Source organism: Kitasatospora sp. NPDC088742, assembly GCF_055584905.1.
On the sequence record NZ_JBVJLD010000015.1, the window covers coordinates 13219 to 34183 of the forward strand.

Annotated in this window: 15 protein-coding genes and 1 pseudogene; 10 read left to right on the plus strand and 6 right to left on the minus strand. The window is 72.8% G+C overall.

Annotated features, from left to right (window positions below):
* Nucleotides 1-500 precede the first annotated feature (500 nt).
* From ACZ6ZR_RS14500 to ACZ6ZR_RS14530, 7 genes are all read left to right on the plus strand, one after another.
* Nucleotides 501-6068 (plus strand): FG-GAP-like repeat-containing protein, encoded by a 5568-nt coding sequence (locus ACZ6ZR_RS14500; protein WP_465642428.1) that lies wholly within the window; start codon nt 501-503, stop codon nt 6066-6068.
* A 165-nt stretch (nt 6069-6233) separates the two neighbouring features.
* Nucleotides 6234-7904 carry an ABC transporter substrate-binding protein gene (locus ACZ6ZR_RS14505; protein ID WP_465642429.1) on the plus strand — a complete coding sequence of 557 codons (1671 nt, stop codon included), beginning with the start codon at nt 6234-6236 and terminating at the stop codon, nt 7902-7904.
* A 1-nt stretch (nt 7905) separates the two neighbouring features.
* Complete coding sequence (locus tag ACZ6ZR_RS14510; RefSeq protein WP_465642430.1) at nt 7906-8868, plus strand: ABC transporter permease; 963 nt, start codon at nt 7906-7908, stop codon at nt 8866-8868.
* A 3-nt stretch (nt 8869-8871) separates the two neighbouring features.
* Nucleotides 8872-9693 carry an ABC transporter permease gene (locus ACZ6ZR_RS14515; RefSeq protein WP_465642431.1) on the plus strand — a complete coding sequence of 274 codons (822 nt, stop codon included), beginning with the start codon at nt 8872-8874 and terminating at the stop codon, nt 9691-9693.
* On the plus strand, nt 9690-11444 hold the full coding sequence (locus ACZ6ZR_RS14520; protein WP_465642432.1) for a dipeptide ABC transporter ATP-binding protein: 1755 nt from the start codon (nt 9690-9692) through the stop codon (nt 11442-11444). Before ACZ6ZR_RS14515 ends, ACZ6ZR_RS14520 begins: the two co-directional genes overlap by 4 nt.
* Nucleotides 11441-12310, plus strand: coding sequence for a metallophosphoesterase family protein (locus ACZ6ZR_RS14525; RefSeq protein WP_465642433.1), 870 nt, complete (start codon nt 11441-11443; stop codon nt 12308-12310). Before ACZ6ZR_RS14520 ends, ACZ6ZR_RS14525 begins: the two co-directional genes overlap by 4 nt.
* Nucleotides 12307-12954, plus strand: coding sequence for a 4'-phosphopantetheinyl transferase family protein (locus tag ACZ6ZR_RS14530; RefSeq protein WP_465642434.1), 648 nt, complete (start codon nt 12307-12309; stop codon nt 12952-12954). The genes ACZ6ZR_RS14525 and ACZ6ZR_RS14530 overlap by 4 nt, the downstream gene beginning before the upstream one ends.
* 14 nt (nt 12955-12968) lie before the next feature.
* Here ACZ6ZR_RS14530 and ACZ6ZR_RS14535 read toward each other — a convergent pair whose 3' ends face one another.
* Together ACZ6ZR_RS14535 and ACZ6ZR_RS14540 are read right to left on the minus strand one after the other, a co-directional pair.
* Nucleotides 12969-13541 carry a DUF6245 family protein gene (locus ACZ6ZR_RS14535; protein WP_465642435.1) on the minus strand — a complete coding sequence of 191 codons (573 nt, stop codon included), beginning with the start codon at nt 13539-13541 and terminating at the stop codon, nt 12969-12971.
* A gap of 62 nt (nt 13542-13603) precedes the next feature.
* On the minus strand, nt 13604-15145 hold the full coding sequence (locus ACZ6ZR_RS14540; protein ID WP_465642436.1) for a putative Ig domain-containing protein: 1542 nt from the start codon (nt 15143-15145) through the stop codon (nt 13604-13606).
* 238 nt (nt 15146-15383) lie between these two features.
* Here ACZ6ZR_RS14540 and ACZ6ZR_RS14545 point away from each other — a divergent pair, with 238 nt between their 5' ends.
* Nucleotides 15384-15968 carry a cysteine hydrolase family protein gene (locus tag ACZ6ZR_RS14545; RefSeq protein ID WP_465642437.1) on the plus strand — a complete coding sequence of 195 codons (585 nt, stop codon included), beginning with the start codon at nt 15384-15386 and terminating at the stop codon, nt 15966-15968.
* Nucleotides 15965-16870 carry a GlxA family transcriptional regulator gene (locus ACZ6ZR_RS14550; RefSeq protein WP_465642438.1) on the plus strand — a complete coding sequence of 302 codons (906 nt, stop codon included), beginning with the start codon at nt 15965-15967 and terminating at the stop codon, nt 16868-16870. Before ACZ6ZR_RS14545 ends, ACZ6ZR_RS14550 begins: the two co-directional genes overlap by 4 nt.
* A 64-nt stretch (nt 16871-16934) precedes the next feature.
* Here the strand turns inward: ACZ6ZR_RS14550 and ACZ6ZR_RS14555 are convergent, their stop codons facing one another.
* Nucleotides 16935-17249, minus strand: a complete 315-nt coding sequence (locus ACZ6ZR_RS14555) for a hypothetical protein (RefSeq protein WP_465642439.1) — start codon at nt 17247-17249, stop codon at nt 16935-16937.
* 498 nt (nt 17250-17747) lie between these two features.
* Here ACZ6ZR_RS14555 and ACZ6ZR_RS14560 point away from each other — a divergent pair.
* A pseudogene (locus ACZ6ZR_RS14560) lies at nt 17748-18086 on the plus strand (short-chain dehydrogenase); the annotation flags it as partial.
* Between the two features lie 55 nt (nt 18087-18141).
* Here the strand turns inward: ACZ6ZR_RS14560 and ACZ6ZR_RS14565 are convergent.
* The 3 genes from ACZ6ZR_RS14565 to ACZ6ZR_RS14575 form a co-directional block, all read right to left on the minus strand.
* On the minus strand, nt 18142-18906 hold the full coding sequence (locus tag ACZ6ZR_RS14565; protein ID WP_465642440.1) for a maleylpyruvate isomerase family mycothiol-dependent enzyme: 765 nt from the start codon (nt 18904-18906) through the stop codon (nt 18142-18144).
* 255 nt (nt 18907-19161) lie between these two features.
* A complete protein-coding gene (locus ACZ6ZR_RS14570) occupies nt 19162-19791 on the minus strand; it encodes an MBL fold metallo-hydrolase (protein WP_465642441.1) in 630 nt (209 codons plus the stop codon).
* The gene (locus ACZ6ZR_RS14575; protein ID WP_465642442.1) at nt 19791-20876 is read right to left on the minus strand and encodes an S-(hydroxymethyl)mycothiol dehydrogenase; all 1086 of its coding nucleotides are present in this window, start codon (nt 20874-20876) and stop codon (nt 19791-19793) included. The genes ACZ6ZR_RS14570 and ACZ6ZR_RS14575 overlap by 1 nt, the downstream gene beginning before the upstream one ends.
* Nucleotides 20877-20965 lie beyond the last annotated feature (89 nt).

Genomic DNA, 20965 nt, shown 5'->3' on the forward strand with positions numbered 1-20965 from the left:
CGGCCGGCCAGGAGGCGGGACGCGCCTTCCAGGGCTTGGCGGCGTCGGTGGCCGGGTGCGGGGAGAGCGCCGCTCTGGTGACCGGGACGGAGCGCTCCCGCACCGTCGGGCTCGGTGACCAGATCCTGGGTTTCGCCAAGCGCGCGACCGGAGTTGACGAAATCAGCGTGGAGCCGACCGCGAGAACGGTGGCCGAGGCGATCAGCGCCCGTCCGGCCGCGCTCTGCCGCCATCCACGAAGTCCAGCCTTGCGTGACATTGCCACCCCACCACGAGAAGACGTCGAGCAGACACGACAGGGCGGCACTAGACCAGTTGACGGCTTGGCATGTCCAGCGTTCGAGGGCATTCGGAAATCACCGGGCCGGCATTCCGTCAAGTCGCGCGGGGAGCGGCTTCCGGCACGACGTCAGGTCTCGTGGAGGCAGCATTGCGTGGCCCGGTTCGGTGCCTCTAAGTTCCCGCCGATACGACCACGCACCAGCTTCCGAGGGGGATCCATGCGAGCACCGTCACCACCGGCTCCGCGCCGCGGCCGGCGGACAGCCGCCCTGATCGCCGTCGCGGCGATCGCCGCGACGGCGCTGCCCGGGTTCTCCGCCACCCCGGTCGCGGCGGCACCGGTAGGCGCCCCCGCCGCGGTGGCCGCCCCGGATCCACTGCAGGCGGAACGGCTGCGGGCGCTCTCCGAAGCCAAGGCGAACGGGGCGCCCGTCCTCATCGAATCGCTGACGAACGGAACGAGTCAGACCTTCGCCAACGCGGACGGAACGTTCACCACCAGGACCAGTGTGCTGCCGGTGCGCGTCAAGCAGAACGGCGTCTGGACGGGCACCGACGCGACCCTGCGGAAGAACGCCGACGGAACTCTCGCCCCCCGCGCGGCGTCCTCCGGCCTGACGCTGTCCGGCGGCGGCACGGGACCGCTGGTCACCATGACGGACACCGACGGCGCCGAATTGGCGCTGACGTTTCCCGGGCCGCTCCCCACCCCCGTCGTCTCGGGGGATTCCGCGCTGTATCCGGAGGTCCTTCCCGGGGTCGACCTGCGCATGCGGGCCTCCGAGTGGGGCGGATTCACGCAGGTCCTGATCGTCAGGAACGCCGCCGCCGCGGCGAATCCGCGGCTTGCCGCCCTCACGCTCGGGACGCGTACGAAGAACCTGGCGGTCAGTTCGGACACCGGCGGGAACCTCGACGCCAAGGACCCCTCGGGCAAGGTGCGCTTCCACGCGCCGACACCCCGCATGTGGGACGCCGGCACGACGGGATCCGCCCCGGCCAAGGGCCGCGCCGCGCCGACCGAGTCCGCCGACGGACCGTCAACTCCGGCTCCGGCCGCCGCCTCCAGCGCCGACGGCCCCGGCCCGAGCGCGCGGACCGCCGACATCCCGACGACGGTGGTCCCGGGGGAGGTCCGGCTCGCGCCCGGCAAGGACCTGCTGGCCTCGCCGGACACCCGTTACCCGGTCTACATCGACCCGGGCTGGGTCAGCGGCGACACCATGGCGTTCGCCGAGGTCCAGGAGGGCTCCCCGGGAACGTCGAACTACAACTCCACCCAGTACGCGGGCGCCCCCGCGGTCGGCTACTGCGGCTTCTCCGACTGCGTCGGAAAGGGCCGGGAGCGCTCGTACTTCCAGGTCAAGGTCAGCCCCGAGATCCACGGCGCCTACAACATCAGCGCGAAGCTGCACCACGCCTCGCTGGCGGCCTCGGGCAGCAGCGCCTCCACCGTCCAGCTCCGCGACTCGAACGTCTTCTACGCGGGCGTGAACTGGACCAACCAGCCCTGCGGGAAGGAACTGGCCAACTGCACCTGGGTGGTGGACAGCAAGCCGGTCGGGGTCGCGAGCGGGAGCAACCCGGCCTACGTCGACTTCGACATCACCTCCGCGATGCAGCAGGCGGCCGGGAACGGCTGGAACTCCTGGGCCTTCGTGATGACGGCCGCGAGCGAGAAGGACTCCGCGGCCCGCAAGCGGTTCGCGATCAACCCGACCATGGAGGTCACGTACGACCGGACGCCGAACGTGCCCACCGGGATGAACACCGCACCGGGCTCGGTGTCGCCCAACGACCCGGGGTGCAACAACAGCGGACCGTACGGCTTCGTCGGCGCGACCGACCCGGCCACCGGGGGCGTCAAGCTCCAGGGCACCGTCTCCAGCCCCACCGGCCACGACGTGGCGGGCTGGTTCTCGCTCTGGGACAACACCACGGGCGGCAACGTGATCAGCCAGGGCTGGAGCCCCATGGGCCCCTCCGGCAGCACCGCCTCCTACGCCGTCGGCACCTTGACGGACGGTCACGACTACGGCTGGTTCATGGCCTCCGACGACGGCACCCGCAGGTCGGCCACCGCGTCCGTCTGCCACTTCAAGGTGCTCAGGACGCCCGCGAAGCCGACCGGCCCCGCGACCGCCCCCGCCACCGTCGGCAGCGGCTGGATCGGCGCCGCCCCCGGCGGGGTCACCCTCAAGGCCACCGTCAGCGGCCCCGACAACGGCCAGCTCTACCGGGGCCGCTTCCACCTGTACGACGTCTCGCTGCCCGACCAGCCCCGGATCGTCGACCGGACCACCGCGGCCGTCAGCCGCGGCAGCGAGGTCAGCGTCAACGTGGGCACTCTGACCCCCGGGCACCGCTACGACTGGTACGCCGCCTCGGTCGGCCCGTTCGACGACGCGTCAGAGGCCGTCCAGGGCACCAGCTTCACCGTCGACGCCACCGCGCCGGCCGCACCGGCCGTCACCAGCACGGACTTCCCGGAGTCCGGAAGCGCCACCGCCTCCACCAAGCACCCGGGCGAGAGCGGCGGCCTCACCGTCACCACCACCGATGCCGCCAGCGGACCGGCCGCCTTCGAGGTCGCCGTCAACGGCGTCGACCAGCCGGCCGTGCCGGCGCCCGGCGGCTCGGCGACCGTCACCGTCACCCCGCCTCGCTGGGGCACCACCTACGTCACGGTGCGGGCGGTCGACAACGCCGGCAACCGGTCCGCCGCCACCACCTACTTCTTCTACGTCGCCGACTCCACGAGCGGCGCGAACCCGGTGCTGGGCGACCTGAACGGCGACGCCAGGAGGAAGCCCGACCTGCTGGTCACCGACACGGCCGGGAACCTGCGCCTGTACGCGGGCGGCGCCGACCCCGCCGCCTGGACCTCGGCGACCGGCACCGCGAGCCGCGCGCTCGACGCGCCGGACGGGACGAGCTGGGCCGGCTATCGGACCGGCCACCGCGGTTCGATGAGCGGACGCAACACCGACGACCTGATCGCCCACAGGCCCGGTGACGCGGCGCTGTACCTCTACAGCAACGACGGCACCGGCAGGTTCCCCGCCACCGGCAAGAAGCCCGCGCTCCTCAGCAGCGGCGACTGGTCCCGGATCACCCAGGTCCTCCCGGTCGGCAACACCCTCAACGGCAACCCGGTCAGCGACGGACTGATCGTCAACAAGCCCGACCTGGTCGCCGTCGACACCGCCGGCGCGCTCTGGCTCTACCCGGCCCTCACAGCCAACCGCTTCGGTGCTCCCGTCAGCCTCGCCGCCACCGGCTGGGCGGGCATGGACCTGATCGCTCCCGGGGACACCACGGGCGACGGCCTGCCCGACCTCTGGGCCAGGGACCGCGCCAGCGGCGACCTCTGGCAGTTCGTCAGCTGCAGGGACGTGAACGGCGCCGCGGACCGCACCTGCCTGGGCCGCAACGGCCAGAAGATCGCCACCGGCCTGACGGCCGCCGCCCACCCCGACCTGGTCTCCGACGGTGACCTGGACGGCGACGGGTTCGCCGACCTGTGGTCCCTCTCCGCCGACGGACGCGTGACCGAACTCCCCGGTCGCGCCCTGGCGAACGGCTCCGCCTTCGGCAGCCCCGCGGTCCTCGCCTACGCCTCCACCGCCTGGACCGAGTGCCAGGCGTTCAACGGCCACCAGCTCTGCGGGCCGCTGCTGGCGAAGTACCTCGCGCTGGGCAAGCCCGCCGCCTTCAAGGAGCTCACCACCGAGGTCACCGCCACCGCCGACGGCACCGGCAGGTACGCGGACTTCGCCGGTGGCTGGTCGGTCTACTGGAGCCCGGCCACCGGAGCCTGGTCGGTCGGCGGCGACATCCGCACCAAGTGGCTGGCGCTGGGCGGCACTTCGGGCATATTGGCGTACCCCGTCACGGACGAGCGCCCGGCGAGCGACAACACCGGCCGGACGAGCGGGTTCTCGGGAGCCGCCGGACAGACCGGCCCGGCCCTGGTGATCTGGAACGGCGAGACCGGGGCCCACGAACTGCACGGTGAGGTCGCCGCCAAGTACCTCGCCATGGGCGGGCCGACCAGTGTCCTGCGCTACCCGGTCACCGACGTGCGGACACCCCCGGACGGCACCGGCCGGTTCGCGCACTTCCAGGGCCAGGGCACCACGGACCTCAACTCCAACGGCTCCGTCTACTGGTCCCCGGCCACCGGCGCGCACTGGGTGCACGGCGCGATCCGCACCAAGTGGGCCGACCTGGGCTGGGAGACCGGCTTCCTGGGCTACCCCGACAGCGACGAGCAGGCCGTCGGCGCCGCGAACCCCGGCTACGTCTCCACCTTCGCGGGAGGGCAGGGTGCCGCGCCCGGTGCGATCACCCACTCCGACGCGACCGGCAGCCACGAGGTGCACGGAGCGATCTACGCCCGGTTCAAGGCCCTGGGCGGCCCCGCGGTCGCCGGCTACCCGTCCACCGACGAGTCGGCCACCCCGGTGAAGACCGGTCGCTACAACCACTTCCGCACCCCCGGGTCGTCCGTCGACAACGAGTCCATCTACTGGAGCCCGGCCACCGGCGCCCACCAGGTGATGGGCAACATCCGGGAGACCTGGTCCAACCTGAGCTGGGAGAACAGCTGGCTGGGCTTCCCCACCTCCGACGAGTACGAGGTGGCGGGCGGACGCCGGACCGACTTCGAGAACGGCACCTACATCCGCTGGACCCGCTCCGTCGGCGGCTCCACCGCCTACCGGGCGGGCCAGGGCCCGCAGCCCGGGGCGCACGTCAACGTGTCGGGCGACTTCGACGGCGACGGCCGCGCGGACGTCGCCACCTTCATCGACTACACCGCCTGCTCGACCGGCCTCTGGGTCGCCACCACCAAGCCCGACGGCACCGTGAACGCGCCTGTCGAACGCGGGAGTTGGCCGAGGGACTCGTGGTGCGTCACCGCCGCCAAGTACGTCACGGGCGACGTCAACGGTGACGGCCGCGACGACATCGTGGCGATGTACGGCTACGGCGACGGCAGTGTGCGGTTCTTCACCTTCACCGGCCGGGCCGACGGCCGCTTCACGGAGGTCGACAGCCTGTTCGTGGCCGCCGGGAACTGGTCGTTCAACGCCATCACGCTGGCCGCCGGCGACTTCGACAAGGACGGCCGCGACGACGTCGCCATGATGTACGACTTCGGCAACTGCGACATGGGCCTGTTCACCCTCTACGGCCAACCCGACGGCGGGGTCGGCCGGATGACCGGCAGCTACCGCTCCGGCGGCGGCAACTGGTGCGCGGGCAGCACCACCCTGCTGCCAGCCGACATCACCGGTGACGGCCGCACCGATCTCGCGGCGGTCTACAACTACGGCGGCGGCAACGCCCGGATCTGGACCTTCGCGGCCAAGGCCGACGGCACCTTCAACCCCGGAGCCGTCGCCTGGACCGGTGCCACCAACGAGTGGTGGCCCGAGCGAGCCAGGTACGTCACCGGCGACTTCAACGGTGACGGCCGCGACGACATCGGCGCCGACTACGGCTACCCCGGCGGCGGCGTGCGGTTCTTCACCTTCACCGCCAAGCCCGACGGCAGCTACAACGGGCCGGCCGCCGGCCTGGACATCGCGCCCGGCAACTGGGACTGGAACGCCGTCACCCTGACGGCCGGCCGGTACAACGCCGACAACCGGGCCGACCTGACGTTCCTCTACAACTACGGCGACAGCCGGTTCAACCTCACGGTGCTGCCCGCCAACCCGGACGGGACCATCGGCGCGAGCCTCACCGGCTGGACCAGCGAGGTCGGCAAATGGTGACCGCCGCCTAGTGCCGTGCCCCTGAGGGCCCGTCAGCTCCGGCCGACGGGCCCCCAGGGGTGGGCTAGGGGTTGGGTAGGGGTCCGGCGGGTGGGCCGTCCCGGCAGACTTCCCAGCAGCTCAGCGCCCCTGTTACTTTCCTCTCGCAACAAACGGAGCACCCTGATGCCCAGAACCGGGCCCCGTCCCGTCCCGCTGCTCGCCGCCCTCGCCGCGGGCACCCTGCTGCTCACCGGCTGCGGCTCCGGCGCCACCGGTGCGGCGGCCCCGGCGGCGCAGGGTGGCGATGCGGCCAAGCCCGTCGCCGGCGGCTCGCTCACCTACGCCACCGATGTGGAGCCGATCTCCTTCGACGTCCACGTCAGCCAGCAGGACGTCACCGGCGCCATTCAGCGCAACGTCTTCGACTCGCTCGTCCAGCAGGACGCCAAGGGCGAGTTCCAGCCCTGGCTGGCCGTCAAGTGGGAGGCCGCGGCGGACCTGAAGAGCTTCACCTTCCAGCTGCGCGAGGGCGTGAAGTTCACCGACGGCACGCCCTTCGACGCGGAGGCCGTGAAGGTCAACTTCGACCGGATCGTGGCCAAGGAGACCAAGTCGCAGTACGCGGCCAGCCTGCTCGGCCCGTACAGCGGCACCGAGGTGATCGACCCGAAGACCGTGAAGGTGAGCTTCTCCGAGCCCTTCGCCCCCTTCCTCCAGGCCGCCTCCACCCCCTACCTCGGCTTCTACTCGCCGAAGACCATCAAGGAGAACGGCTCCAAGCTCGGCGCCGGCGGCCCCGCCGACGTCGGTACCGGCCCGTTCGTCTTCACCAGCTACACCAAGGGCCAGAGCGCCGTCTTCACCAGGAACCCGGACTACAACTGGGCCCCGGCCGGCGCAGCCCACCAGGGCCCGGCGTACCTCGACAAGCTGACGGTCCGTTTCCTCACCGAGGACTCCGTCCGGCTCGGCGCGCTGAACAGCGGTCAGGTCCAGGTCGCCGACCCGATCCCGCCGTCCGGCGTGAAGACCGTCCAGGCGGACGCCAAGCTGCGGACCGTCTCCACCGACGCCCCCGGCGCCGTGTACTCCCTCGTCCTCAACACCTCCAAGGCCCCGCTGGACGACCCGCTGGTGCGCAAGGCCGTGCAGCGCGGCATCGACGTCGACACCGACGTGAAGAGCGTCTACTTCGGCGTCAACAAGCGGGCCTGGAGCCCCGTCTCGCCCACCACCCCGTACTACGACAAGTCCCTCGAGAACAGCTGGGCCTACGACCGGGCGCTCGCCGAGAAGTCCCTGGACGAGGCCGGCTGGACCGCCAAGGACGCCGACGGCTACCGCACCAAGAACGGACAGCGGCTCACCATCGAGTGGCCGCTGCCGCCCACCGAGTTCGTCCGAGAGCAGCGCGACACCCTCGGCCAGGCGATCCAGGCCGACCTCAAGAAGATCGGCGTCGAGGTCACCCGCCCCCGGCTGGACATCGGCACCTACATCGCCCAGGTCTACGGCGGCAAGGTGCACATCGCGGACTACAGCTGGGCCCGGTTCGACCCGGACGTGCTGCGGCTCTACTTCCACAGCGCCAGCCAGCCCGCCAAGGGCGGCCAGAACGCGACCTTCTACCAGGACGCCCAGCTGGACGAGTGGACCACCAAGGGCAAGGAGACCTTCGACAAGACGCTGCGTCAGGAGGTCTACGGCAAGACCCAGCGGCGCGCCGTCGAGCTGGGCCTGATCGTGCCGCTGTACGTGCGCACCGCCACCGTCGGCCAGTCCGCCCAGGTGCACGGCCTGACCGCCGACCCCAACACCTGGCTCCGCTTCCACGACGCCTGGCTCGGTAAGTGAGATGACCCTTCCAGTCCCGGTGCCCGTACCGCTGCGGCGGCTGCTGGTCCGCGCGGGGGTCCGGCTGCTGGGCGCCCTCGCGGTCCTGGTCGGGGCCGCCACGGTCGCCTTCGCGGCGCTCCAGCTGGTCCCCGGTGACCCCGTCACCGTGATGCTCGGCCCCGGCACCGCCGCCACCCCCGAGGTGAAGGCGGAGATCCGGGCCGCCTACGGGCTGGACCAGCCGGTCGCGGTGCAGTACCTGCACTACCTGGGCCGGCTGCTCACCGGGGACCTGGGGGAGTCCTACCAACTCCAGCGGCCGGTGGCCGGGCTGATCGCCGATCAGCTCGGCCCCACCGTCCAGCTCGCGCTGGCGGCCCTGGTGCTGGCCGTCGCCCTGGCGCTGCTCACCGCCACGGCGACGGCCGGCCGCCGGCCCGCCCTGCGGGCGCTGAGCTCGCTGTTGGAGCTGCTCGCGGTCTCCAGTCCCTCCTACTGGATCGGCATCCTGCTGCTCACCGCCTTCTCCTTCCAACTGCGGATCTTCCCGGTGGCCGGGGACCAGGACCTCTCCGCCCTGGTGCTGCCCGCCCTCACCCTGGCCCTGCCGCTCACCGGGGTGCTCACCCAGGTGCTCCGCGAGGGCCTGGAGTCCACCCTCGGCCAGCCCTTCGTGCTCACCGCCCGCTCCCGCGGTCTGGCCCCCGCTGCCGTGCTGCTGCGGCACGCCCTGCGGCACACCGCCGGCCCGGTGGCCACCCTGACCGGCTGGCTGACCGGCTCGCTGCTGGGCGGCGCGGTCCTGGTCGAGACGGTCTTCGGCCGCCCCGGCATCGGGGCGCTCAGCCTCCAGGGCGCGGTCAACAAGGACATGCCGCTGGTGATCGGCCTGGTGCTGCTCTCCGCCCTGGTCTTCGTGGCCATCTCCACCCTGGTGGACCTGCTCCACCTCGCCGCAGACCCCCGCCTGAGGAGCCGCTGACCCATGGCCAAGCCCGCCTCCGGCCGGACCACCCTGGTCCTGGCCTCCGCCCTGCTGGCACTGATCGCGGCCGTCGCCATCGCCCCGGGCCTGTTCACCTCCGCCTCCCCGGTGGAGACCGACCCGATCCACGCCCTGGCCGCACCCAGCGCCCAGCACTGGTTCGGCACCGACCAGTTGGGCCGCGACCTGTTCTCCCGGGTGCTCCACGGCGCCCGCCCCTCGGTGCTGCTCGGCCTCGGCGCCACCGTGCTCGCGGTGGCCGGTGGAGCGGCCCTCGGCCTGGCCTCCGCCCTCGGCGGCCGGGCCACCGACCAACTGCTGATGCGCACCGCCGACATCCTGCTCTCGCTGCCGCCGATCCTGCTCGCCCTGCTCGCCGTCACCGTGCTCGGCACCGGCTCGGGCAACGTGATGGCCGCCATCGCGATCGCCTTCGTCCCCGGCTACGCCCGGATCGTCCGGGCCGAGACCAAGGTGGTCCAGCGCTCCGGCTACGTGGAGGCCGCCCGGCTGCTGGGCATCCGCAGGCCGGAGCTGATCCTGCGTCACGTCCTGCCCAACGCCGTCGGGCCGATGCTGGTGCTGGCCACCGTCGGCTTCGGCGCCGCCCTGATCGCCGCCTCCGGGCTGAGCTTCCTCGGCCTCGGGCCGCAGCCGCCCTCCCCGGAGTGGGGCGCGATGCTCTCCCAGGGCCGCAGCTTCCTCCAGACCGCCTGGTGGATCGGCGTCTTCCCGGGCTCCGCCATCACCCTCACCGCGCTCGCGGTCAACGCCGTCGGCCGCCGCGCGCAGCGCCGCTTCACCCGGAGGACCCCCGCATGACGCTGCTCACCGTCGAAGGACTGGACGTGCGCTTCGGGGCCGCCCGCGCCGTCCGGGAGGTGTCCTTCGCGCTGGACCGGGGCGAGTGCCTGGCCGTGGTCGGCGAATCCGGCTCCGGCAAGAGCGTCACCGCCCGCAGCCTGGTCGGCCTCACCGGCCCCGGCTCCGCGGTGACGGCCCGTCGGCTGGAGTTCGACGGCACCGACCTGACCACGCTCGGCGAGGCCGGCTGGCGCGGGGTGCGCGGACGGCGGATCGGCCTGGTGCTCCAGGACGCGCTCACCTCCCTCGACCCGCTGCACACCGTCGGCGCCGAGGTGGCCGAACCGCTCCGGGTCCACCGGCTCGCACCCCGCGCCGAACGCCCGTCCCTGGCAAGCGCGTTGCTCGGCCGGGCGGGCGTACCCGAACCGGAGCGCCGCGCCGCGCAGTACCCGCACCAGCTCTCCGGCGGGCTGCGCCAGCGCGCCCTGATCGCCTCCGCGCTGGCGGGCTCGCCGGACCTGCTGATCGCCGACGAGCCGACCACCGCGCTGGACGTCACCGTGCAGGCCCAGGTGCTCGACCTGCTGGCCGAACTGCGGCGCGGGGGAACGGCGTTGCTGCTGATCAGCCACGACCTCTCGGTGGTGGCCCGGACCGCCGACCGGGTCGCGGTGATGTACGGCGGCCGCATCGTCGAGACCGGCCCCACCGCCCGCCTGCTCGCCGAGCCCCGCCACCCCTACACCCGCGCCCTGCTCGCCGCCGTCCCCGGCCCCGCCACCCGCGGCCGCCGCCTCTCCGCCCCGCTCCTCGACCGTCCCCGTGCCACCCTTGACGGCTGCCCGTACGCCGCCCGCTGCGACCGTGCCGACCGGACCTGCCTGGAGGCACTCCCCGCCATCGACCACCACGGCACCCGCTGCTGGAAGCCGGTCCTGGGAGTCTCCGCCACAACTGCCGGTCCCAGCCCGGCCCCTGACGCCCCGTCCGTCCGAGCCGCCGCTCCCCTCGTGGTCGAGGTCGACCAGGTCACCAAGGCCTTCGGCGGCCGCCCGGTGGTCCGCGGCGTCTCGCTCGGCCTGGCCGCCGGGGAGGTGCTCGGCCTGGTCGGCGAGTCCGGCTCCGGCAAGACCACCGTGGCCCGGCTGGTGCTCGGTCTTGAGCAGCCGGACTCCGGAACCGTCCGCCTCGGCGGCGCCCCCTGGAGCGAACTGCCCGAACACCGGCGCCGCGCCCGGCGGCTGCGCCTGCAGTCGGTGCCGCAGGACCCGCTCGGCTCCTTCGACCCCCGCCACACCGTGGAGCGGGTGGTCGGCGCCGCCGTGGCCCGGACCGGCGTCCCCCGGGGCCGGGCCCGCCGGGCGCGGGTCGCCGAACTCCTCGACCAGGTCGGCCTGTCCGCCTCCCTGCTGCCCCGCCGCCCCGCCGAACTCTCCGGCGGCCAGCGCCAACGCGTCGCCATCGCCCGCGCCCTGGCCCCCGCCCCCGAGGTGCTGGTCTGCGACGAACCGGTCTCCGCCCTCGACGTCTCCGTCCAGGCCCAGATCCTCGACCTCCTGGGGGACTTGCGGGAGCACCTCGGCCTCGCGATGCTCTTCATCTCGCACGACCTCGGCGTGGTCCACCACCTGGCCGACCGCGTCGCGGTGATGACCGACGGCCGGCTGGTGGAGACCGGCGAGGTCACCGAGGTGTTCGCCCGCCCGGCCGCGGCCTACACCCGGCGCCTGCTCGCGGCCGTCACCACCCTGGAGGTACCGGCATGACCGGGGGCACCCTGTACGCCGTCAGCGACCTGCACGTCGGCTACCCCGAGAACCGCGAAGTGGCCGAGCGGCTGCTCCCCACCTCGCCGGAGGACTGGCTGATCGTGGCCGGGGACGTCTCCGAGACCTTCGCGGAGATCGGCCGCACCCTCGCCCTGCTGCGCGCGCGCTTCGCCAAGGTGATCTGGGCCCCGGGCAACCACGAGCTCTGGACCACCCCCGACGACCCGGTGCGGCTGCGCGGCGAGGCCCGCTACCGCGCCTTGGTCGAACTCTGCCGTGAGCTCGACGTGTTGACCCCCGAGGACCCCTACGCCGTCTGGCACGGCGAGGGCGGGCCGGTCACCGTCGCCCCGCTCTTCGTGCTCTACGACTACACCTTCCGCCCGCGCGGCACCACCACCAAGGAGCAGGCCCTCGCCGTCGCCCGCGCCGCCGGGGTGGTCGGCACCGACGAGATCGTCCTGCACCCCGACCCGTACCCGGGCCTGGACGCCTGGTGCGCGGCCCGCCTCGCCGAGACCGACCGCCTGCTCGCGGCCCGCGACCCGGCCCTGCCGACCGTCCTGGTCAACCACTTCCCGCTGCGCCGCGAACCGACCCGCATCCTGCGCCACCCCGAGTTCGCGCTCTGGTGCGGCACCGAGCACACCGCAGACTGGCACCTGCGGTACGGCGCCGCCGTGGTGGTCTACGGCCACCTGCACATCCCGCGCACCACCGTCCACGACGGCGTCCGCTTCGAGGAGGTCTCGCTCGGTTACCCCCGCGAGTGGAAGCCGCGCGGCGGCCCGAGTGGCCTGCGCCGGGTCTTCCCCGAGGGCGGATCGCCCGGCGTCCCTCCGGCGGGCGGCGGGTTCCGGTGATCGGCGGCCTGCTGCCGGACGGCGTGGCCTGGGCCGAGTCCACCACCGACGAGGAGGGCGCACAACTCCTCCCGGCGGAGGCCGCCCTGACGGAGCGGATGGTCCCCGGACGGCTGCGCGAGTTCACCGCCGTCCGGGTCTGCGCCCGCCGGGCCCTGGCCCGGCTCGGCGAGCCGGCCGCCGCGATCGTCCCCGGCCCCCGGGGCGAACCGCGCTGGCCGGCCCACCTGGTGGGCTCGATGACCCACTGCGCCGGCTACCGGGCCGCCGCCGTGGCCCGCCGCACCGACCTGCCCACCCTCGGCATCGACGCCGAACCGCGCGCCCCGCTCGGCCCCGGCCTGCTGGAGGCGGTCTCGCTGCCCGCCGAACGGACCCGGCTGGCCACCCTGCACCGCCGCGACCCCGAAGTCCCGTGGGACAGACTGCTGTTCTCCGTCAAGGAGAGCGTCTTCAAGGCCTGGTACCCGCTCACCCACCGCCCGCTCGGCTTCGAGGAGGCCGACGTCACCCTCGCCCCGGACGGCACCTGGTACGCCCACCTGCGCCTGCCCGCCGCCCCCGGAGCCCCCCGCTCCTTCACCGGCCGCTGGGCCGCCACCGGCACCCACCTGCTCACCGCGACGGCCCAGCCCGGCTTCTGACCCGCCATCGGCCGCTACGGCCGCTGTTCGAGCTCCGCGAGGTAGGCGTCCACGTGCTCCAGGGCGCCCCTCAGCTTCTGCTGGGCCAGCGCCAGCATCTGCTGCTGGGCGGGGACGACCGCGTCGGCCTCACCGCTCTGGATGCCGTCGAACGCGGCGGCCATCGCGGTGGCCAGCAGCTGCGAGGACTCGGCGGAGTACGCGGCGGCGACGGCGACCGGCCCGGCGGCGTCGCTGCGGGCGAAGACCGAGAGCGGGAAGGACGCCCGCCAGAGCTGCCAGGCGATGAAGTTCGCCTGCAGCAGGTCGTTCTCGGCGACACCGGCGGAGATCAGCTGCGCTGGCCAGACCGACTGCATCTCCTCGTCGTCCGGGCAGTCGAAGTCGGCGGTCATCGTCTCGCCCTGCACGGCGCCGAGCAGGGCGTTGAGCAGGCCCATCCGGTAGTGCTCGGCGCTCCGGTGGCGGGCCGCGTAGTAGGCGTGCGCCTCCGGGGTGTTCTCGCCCTGGAAGTAGCCCAGCGCGGCCAGGGCCGCGGCTGTCTGCTCGATCGTCACGGGAGGGCCGTCGTTCTTCACGTTCGTCATGCGCGCACGCTACCGGGCCCGACCGACGAAATCGGCGGCCGGGCCCGGGAACTGTCGGTGCGTCAGCTGGTGGTGACGGAGGTGTCGTCGATCAGGAAGCTGGTCGCGAGCGACGCGTCCTCGACACCGTTGAACTTGAGGGTGACGCTCTGGCCGGCGTAGGCCGAGAGGTCGAAGGTGCGGAGCTGGTAGCTGGAGACGGCGTCCACGTTGGAGTAGGTCTTCAGCGCGGTGCCGTTCACCGTGACGGTGAGCTTGTCGTACTGGGTGGTGCCGGTCTCGGCGGTGTCGATGCGCAGGTAGAAGCCGAGGGTGGCCTTGCAGCCGGTCGGGATGGTGACGGTCTGGCTGGCGCTGTCGGTGTGGGCGGAGCCGTAACCGTTCAGCCAGGCCTTGTAGGAGCCGGTGCGGGCGGGCTTGCTGGTGCCGCTGTCGATCACGCCCGAGGTGATGGTCCAGGCCGAGTTGCCGGACTCGAAGCCCGCGTTGGCGAGCAGCTGCGCCGGGGTGCAGGTGCCGCCGCCACCGCCGTTGACGGTCCAGGAGAAGCTGGCGGAGCCGGTGCGGTTGCCCGCGTCCTTGGCCGTCACGGTGACGTTGGAGCTGCCGGCCGTGGTGACGGTGCCGGTGATGCGGCCCGAGGAGGAGATGGTCAGGCCGGCCGGCAGGCCGGTGGCCGAGAAGGTCAGCGGGGCGGTGCCGCCGGTCGCGCTGATCTGGAGGTCCACGGCACCGTTGAGGGCGGTGGTCTGGCTGCCCGGGTTGGTGACGGTCGGGGAGGTGCCGGCCGGCTTGGTGAGCAGGCAGCCGCTGACGCTCAGGTCGATGGCGCGGTTGGTGCCCAGGCAGGTGGTGAACCAGTACACCTCCTGGCCGTAGCTCTGCCCCTTGGTCGCGGTGGTGGTGCCGTCCGCGTTCACCTCGCAGGGGTTGTTCAGGGTGCACATGGCGCCGTCGTCGTTGCCGGTGTTGTTGATGCCGACGACCTGCTTGCTGGTGGCGTCGACGATCGGCGAACCCGAGGTGCCGTGGGTGGTGTTGCACCCGGCGCTGTAGCGGATCGAGTCCTGCCAGGTCCACTGGTCCTCGCGGAGGGTGCCCACGAAGCCGTTGATCGAGCAGTTCCAGGTCTGCTTCCAGTAACCCGACGGTATGAACATCGAGGAGCCGTTGACCGGGTGGGTGTCGGCGATGGTCAGCGCGGTGGCGCTGAACTTGGAGGTGATCGACGCGTAGGTGTCGGTCAGCTGGTAGAGCGCCACGTCGGTGCCGGTCATGGTCGCGTACAGGACCTTGTCGGCGTTCACGGTGCCGAGCGAGGAGCCGGCCGCGTTGAGCAGGGTGCCGGAGCGGCTGGCGCTCTGGTTCTGGATGACCTGGCCGGCCGAGGGCATGCTCGGCAGGCAGTGGCCGTTGGTCAGCATCAGCGCGCGGTCGGTGGACACCGAGGAGGGGTAACGCACCAGCGAGGCCGAGCAGTTGCTCAGGGCGATGGTGGAGGTGAGGTCGCCCGCCTGGACGGCCTGCGCCGGCGTGACGGCCGAGGTCAGCAGGCCCGCGACGATCGCGGCCGTGCCGAGCCCGGCGGTAAGTCCCTTGAACATGGGTCTCCTTGTGGGGGAACGCCGAGCGCACGAACGGATGCGCACACTCAGGCCGCTGAAAAATGCCATGCCCGCCTCAACGCGTCAACACCCCCGGCAGGACTGGCCGTTGGCGCCACGATCCGGAGTGATCCGCTCCGTATCCCGTCGGGGGCGGCCCCATCCGCTGACCGGATCGTTCCGCATCCGGCCCCGATGGTGCCTTCAACCGCCGCTCCCCGGCCGCCAGGATGGAGGCATGACCAACGCACTGATCGTGATCGACGTCCAGGAGTCCTTCCGGCAGCGGGAGGACTGGGCCGCCGTCTCCGACCCGGACATCGCCGGCAAGGTGGACACGCTGGTGACCCACGCCCGGGAGCAGGGCGACCTGGTGGTCTGGGTGCTGCACAGCGACCCGGACACCGGCAGCGTCTTCGACCCGGCCAACGGCTTCGTCCGCCTGATCGACGGCCTCGTCCCCGCCGAGGGCGAGCCGACCCTCGTCAAGACCAGCCACAACGCCTTCACCACCACCAACCTCCAGCAGCTGCTCACCCTCCGGGGCATCCGTGGGCTGACGGTCTGCGGCATCCGCACCGAGCAGTGCTGCGAGACCACCACCAGGGTCGCCGCCGACCTCGGCTACGAGGTGGCTTTCGTCGTCGACGCGACCGCGACCCACCCGATCGGCCACCGCGACGCCCCCGCCGGGCGCAGCCTGGCCGAGGTGCTGGCCGACCCGCGTACCCTGTCCACCGACGAGATCATCGCCCGCACCGAGTACGCCCTGGCCGGCCGCTTCGCGCGGGTCACCACCGTGAAGGAGCTGACCGGATCGTGACCCTGGTGGTCTTCCTGCTCGTCCCCGGCCTGCACCTGCTGGACCTCGCGGGGCCGGCCCAGGTGTTCTCCACCGCGGCCGACTTCGGCCTCGGCTACCGGACCGGCTACGTGGCCGAGCGGGAAGACGTGCCCAGCGCCCAGGGCCTCACCCTGCGGGCCTCCACCGAGTGGCCCGCCCTCGGGGCGGGCGACCTGGTGGTGGTCCCCGGCTGGCGCTCCCGTTCCCTCTCCGCGGAGGTGCCGCTGCGCCGCGACACCCTGGACCGTCTGACGGCCCATCACGCGGCCGGCGGCAGCGTCGCCAGCGTCTGCGCGGGTGCCGACGCCCTCGGCCGGGCCGGCCTGCTGGACGGCCGCCGCTGCACCACCCACCACGACCTCCAGGAGGAGCTCGCCCACCGCCACCCGGCGGCCACCGTGGTCCGCGACGTCCTCTACGTCGAGGACGACCGGGTGATCACCTCGGCCGGCATCGCCAGCGGGATCGACCTCGCCCTCCACCTGCTGGCCGTCCGCCACGGCCCGGCGGCGGCTGCCCGGGTCGCCCGCGACATGGTCGTCTACGCCCGCCGCAACGGCGACGAGCCCCAGGCCAGCGCGGTGCTCCGGCACCGCTCCCACCTCAGCGACTCCGTCCACCGCGTCCAGGACCAGATCGACACCCGCTTCGCCGACCGCCTCACCCTCACCGACCTCGCCACCACCGCCGGCCTCAGCGAACGCACCCTCACCCGCCGCTTCACCGAAGCCACCGGCCTCACCCCGCTCCGCTACCAGCAGGAGCTCCGCCTCGAACGCGCCTCGCACCTCATCGCCCACGGCACCACCGTCGAGGCGGCGGCCCGCGAGGTCGGCTTCCAGGACGCCCGCATGCTCCGCCGTCTGCGCGCCCGCACCTGAGCCGCCGGGCTGCCGTTGTCGAGCCGCTCGGTCACTCTCGGGACCCGCAGTCCGGCCGCGAGGGTCAGGCCCGGCCCTGGCGGTAGGCCAGGGCGAGTGCGGCGGTGGCGGCGAGGGCGGTTCCGGTGGCCAGCGCGCGGCGGTGGGAGCGCCAGGAGAGCACCGAGCACCGGGAGCGGGCGGAGAGGAGGGAGCCGACGCTCAGCCAGGAGGCGGCGGAGAGGGCGGACATGGCGGAGCCTGCCGAGCCGACGGAGAGGAAGCTGCCGACGGAGCCGACGGAGAGCACCGAGCCGACCGACCCGATCGAGAGGACGGAACCCACCGAGCCGATCGAGAGGATGGAGCTCCGGGAGTGCAGCGAAAGGGAGTTGGACATGGCCGCATCCTAGTGCCGTGGCCTCTCCGGCGGGCTCAGAGGACGTTGAGTCCGTCTCCGCGGTAGCGGCCGCGCCGGCTTGCCAGTGCGCGGAGGACGCTCCGCGGTAGGACTGCCAGGGTGCGTCCGAGTCGGTGACGAGCGGCGGATTTGCCATATGAGCTGACGTCAATGGGGTGCGGAGGGTGGGTTCGGAGAGCTCACCCTGGAGATGACCCGTGAGAGCAGGTTCAAGGCCGAGGCCGTCACGACGGCCGACGCTGACGGTGGCGGCATCCGTGGCCGTCGCCCTGACCGTGCTCGGCCTGCTGCCGGGCGGGTCGGCCGCGGTCGGGACCGCCGTCTGCGGGAACGGGCCGGTGGCCTTGACGGGACGTCAGGCGACCGTTTCCGGTGCGGCTGGAACACGGGGACCTGCTGGGGGCGTTGACCGCCCTGGTGACGGACTGGATGGCGCCGATGGACACCCCCGAGCGCTTCGCCAACCACCTGGCGATGCTCAAGCCGCACGGCGTCGCAGCGGTGGCCCTCACCCCGGGCTTCCTGCGCTCGGAGGCCCTCCTGGACCATTTCGGCGTCACCGAGGACAACTGGCGCGACGCCGTCGCCAAGGACCCGAACTTCGCCCACTCCGAGACCCCGGCCTACCTCGGCCGCGCGGTGGCGGCCCTCGCCGCCGACCCGAAGATCATGGCGAAGTCCGGCCGCGCGCTGGCCACTTGGGGTCTGTACGAGGAGTACGGCTTCACCGACGCGGACGGCTCACAGCCCGACTTCGCCGCCCACTGGGCCGCCGAACTCGAGCCGGAGTACGGCCCGTTGGGCGACCCGTTTTAGAGCGCCCGGCAGTCCCACTGCCCGACGCCTCCAGTGATCCATGTGCCGGTCGGTCTCAGCCCCAGTCCTGGAGCTGCTGGATCAGGTCGGCGTTGCCCTCGATCCGGAGCGAGTCGGCCGGGATGCGCATGTACATGAGCAGGGCCACTTCGCTTGCGGTGCCGTGGACGGCGGTGGTGGGCTTGCTCTCGGTGGCCTGGGCCGGGGTGAGGCGGGTGTAGCGGGAACCGGTGGCGTCCACCGTCTGGCGCCAGGAGCCGGTCTCGGCCGCGTGGTAGTCGATGGTGGCGGGCTCGCCCGGCCACGGGACGGTGCCGGTGCAGACGGTGGCGAGGAACTCCTCGATGGCGTCGCCCGCCTCGGTCGTCGGCAGCTCCCGCGGGGTGCCGGAGGCCAGCTGGGCGTCGTAGGTGTGGATCAGCGACTCCGGGACGCGGCGGCGGGCCACGGCGGCCACGGTGTGCGGCGAGGCCAGCGGCTCCCACCAGGCCCAGCAGCCCCGGTCCGGGCCGGCCTCGCGCAGAGCGGTGAGCAGCTGCTCCGTCGAGTCGGCCAGCCAGGTGACGAGGGCCTCGGGCTCCCTGGGCGCTGCCAGCCCGTCTTTGCTCGGCCGCTCGTCGCCCGGCGCCGTGTTCAGCACGATGTGGGCCCAGAAGCGGTCCCCCTCGCTGAGGTGGTTCGCCAGGTCGTACAGCGTCCAGCCCGGGCAGGACGGGACGTCGGCGTCGAGGCTGGGGGCCGCGGCGACGGCGGCGCGGAATGCGGCGGACCGCTCGTCGATCATCCGCAGCAGGGTGGGGAAGTTGAGATTCTCAGGCACGCAGACCTTGTATCACCCGGACCGAGAACCTCGCACTCGATTAAAACCGCCCAGCACGCCCAATGCCGGATGCTCTGCTGGTCAGGGCAGATGAGGCGCTATCAGCTCCGAGCCGATGCCGTTGGTCGAGCCACCCCCCTTGATCTGCCGGTAGACCTGGGCCGCTGCGAGTTCGGCCTGCTCGACGCCTTCGATCAGGAGTGCCTCCGTCAGGAGGGCGGCCGGGCCGCCCTCCTGACGGTGCGGGGAGAGAGATCAGTGGCCCCGGGCGATCCACTCCGCGAGGTGCGGGGACTCGGCGCCGATGGTGCTGGTGTCGCCGTGGCCGGTGCGCACCACTGTCTCCGAGGGCAGCTTGAGGAGGCTGTCGGAGATGGAGGTGATGATGGTGGGGAAGTCCGAGAAGGAGCGGCCGGTGGCGCCCGGGCCGCCGGCGAAGAGGGTGTCGCCGGTGAAGACGGTGGCGAGGTCCGGGGCGTGCAGGCAGACCGCGCCGGGGGCGTGGCCCGGGGTGTGCAGGACCGTCAGTTCGGTGCCCGCGACGGAGAGGACCTGGCCGTCGGCCAGTTCGCCGTCGGGGGAGCGGTCGGGGTGGGTGAGCCGCCAGAGCGGGAGGTCGGCCGGGTGGAGCAGGATCGGGGCTCCGGTCCGGTCGGCCAGGGCGGGGGCGGCGCCGACGTGATCGTCGTGGGCGTGGGTGCAGACGACGGCCACCAGCCGGCGCTCGCCGACCGCGGCGGCGATGGCCTCGGCGTCGTGGGCGGCGTCGATGACCAGCACCTCCTGGTCGTCGCCGACCAGCCAGACGTTGTTGTCCACCTCCCAGGTGCCGCCGTCGAGCGAGAAGGTCCCCGAGGTCACCAGGCGTTCGATGCGCGCGGTCATCAGAAGACCACCACCGAACGCAGCACCTCGCCGCGGTGCATCCGGTCGAAGGCGCCCTCGACGCCGTCCAACGGGATGGTCTCGCTGACGAAGGCGTCCAGGTCCAGGCGGCCCTGGAGGTAGAGGTCGACCAGCAGCGGGAAGTCCCGCTCCGGCAGGCAGTCCCCGTACCAGCTGGACTTGAGCGCCCCGCCCCGGCCGAACACGTCGAGCAGCGGCAGTTCGAGCCGCATCTCCGGCGTCGGCACCCCGACCAGGACCACGGTGCCGGCCAAGTCCCGGGCGTAGAAGGCCTGCTGGTACGTCTCGGGGCGGCCAACCGCGTCGATCACCACGTCCGCGCCGAAGCCGCCGGTCAGTTCGCGGATCGCCTCCACGGCGTCCGTCGTACGGGAGTTGACGGTGTGGGTGGCGCCCAGGCCCTTGGCCAGCTCCAGCTTGCGGTCGTCCACGTCCACCGCGATGATCCGGGACGCCCCGGCCAGCCGCGAGCCGGCGACGGCCGCGCAGCCCACCCCGCCGCAGCCGATCACCGCGACGGTGTCGCCGCGGCCCACCGCACCGGTGTTGACGGCCGCGCCGAGCCCGGCCATCACGCCGCAGCCGAGCAGGCCGGCGGCGGCCGGGGAGGCGGCCGGGTCCACCTTGGTGCACTGCCCGGCCGCCACCAGGGTCTTCTCGGCGAAGGCGCCGATGCCCAGGGCGGGGGAGAGCTCGGTGCCGTCCAGCAGGGTCATCTTCTGCTTGGCGTTGTGGGTGGCGAAGCAGTACCACGGGCGGCCGCGCTTGCAGGCGCGACACTGACCGCAGACCGCACGCCAGTTGAGCACCACGAAGTCACCCGGGGCCACCTCGGTGACACCCTCGCCGACCGACTCGACGACGCCGGCCGCCTCGTGCCCGAGCAGGTACGGGAACTCGTCGCCGATCCCGCCCTCCCGGTAGTGCAGGTCGGTGTGGCAGACCCCGCAGGCCTGGATCTTCACCACCGCCTCGCCCGGCCCCGGGTCCGGTACCACGATGGTCTCCAGACGGACCGGCTCACCCTTGGCGCGCGCGATGACGCCCTGCACCTGCTGCGGCATGCTCTGTGTCTCCTTACGACGGACGAGTGACAGCACCGCCAGCCTACGCAGCTCCGCCGCCCGGCGCCGGGATTGAACCGGCTGCCGGG

Excerpts from the sequence above, each read along its gene's own strand:
- ACZ6ZR_RS14575 (WP_465642442.1), bottom strand. The coding sequence starts at position 20,876 with ATGCCGCAGCAGGTGCAGGGCGTCATCGCGCGCGCCAAGGGTGAGCCG.
- ACZ6ZR_RS14525 (WP_465642433.1), top strand. The coding sequence starts at position 11,441 with ATGACCGGGGGCACCCTGTACGCCGTCAGCGACCTGCACGTCGGCTAC.
- ACZ6ZR_RS14570 (WP_465642441.1), bottom strand. The coding sequence starts at position 19,791 with ATGACCGCGCGCATCGAACGCCTGGTGACCTCGGGGACCTTCTCGCTC.
- ACZ6ZR_RS14520 (WP_465642432.1), top strand. The coding sequence starts at position 9,690 with ATGACGCTGCTCACCGTCGAAGGACTGGACGTGCGCTTCGGGGCCGCC.
- ACZ6ZR_RS14500 (WP_465642428.1), top strand. The coding sequence starts at position 501 with ATGCGAGCACCGTCACCACCGGCTCCGCGCCGCGGCCGGCGGACAGCC.
- ACZ6ZR_RS14510 (WP_465642430.1), top strand. The coding sequence starts at position 7,906 with ATGACCCTTCCAGTCCCGGTGCCCGTACCGCTGCGGCGGCTGCTGGTC.
- ACZ6ZR_RS14535 (WP_465642435.1), bottom strand. The coding sequence starts at position 13,541 with ATGACGAACGTGAAGAACGACGGCCCTCCCGTGACGATCGAGCAGACA.
- ACZ6ZR_RS14540 (WP_465642436.1), bottom strand. The coding sequence starts at position 15,145 with ATGTTCAAGGGACTTACCGCCGGGCTCGGCACGGCCGCGATCGTCGCG.
- ACZ6ZR_RS14555 (WP_465642439.1), bottom strand. The coding sequence starts at position 17,249 with ATGTCCAACTCCCTTTCGCTGCACTCCCGGAGCTCCATCCTCTCGATC.
- ACZ6ZR_RS14515 (WP_465642431.1), top strand. The coding sequence starts at position 8,872 with ATGGCCAAGCCCGCCTCCGGCCGGACCACCCTGGTCCTGGCCTCCGCC.
- ACZ6ZR_RS14545 (WP_465642437.1), top strand. The coding sequence starts at position 15,384 with ATGACCAACGCACTGATCGTGATCGACGTCCAGGAGTCCTTCCGGCAG.
- ACZ6ZR_RS14505 (WP_465642429.1), top strand. The coding sequence starts at position 6,234 with ATGCCCAGAACCGGGCCCCGTCCCGTCCCGCTGCTCGCCGCCCTCGCC.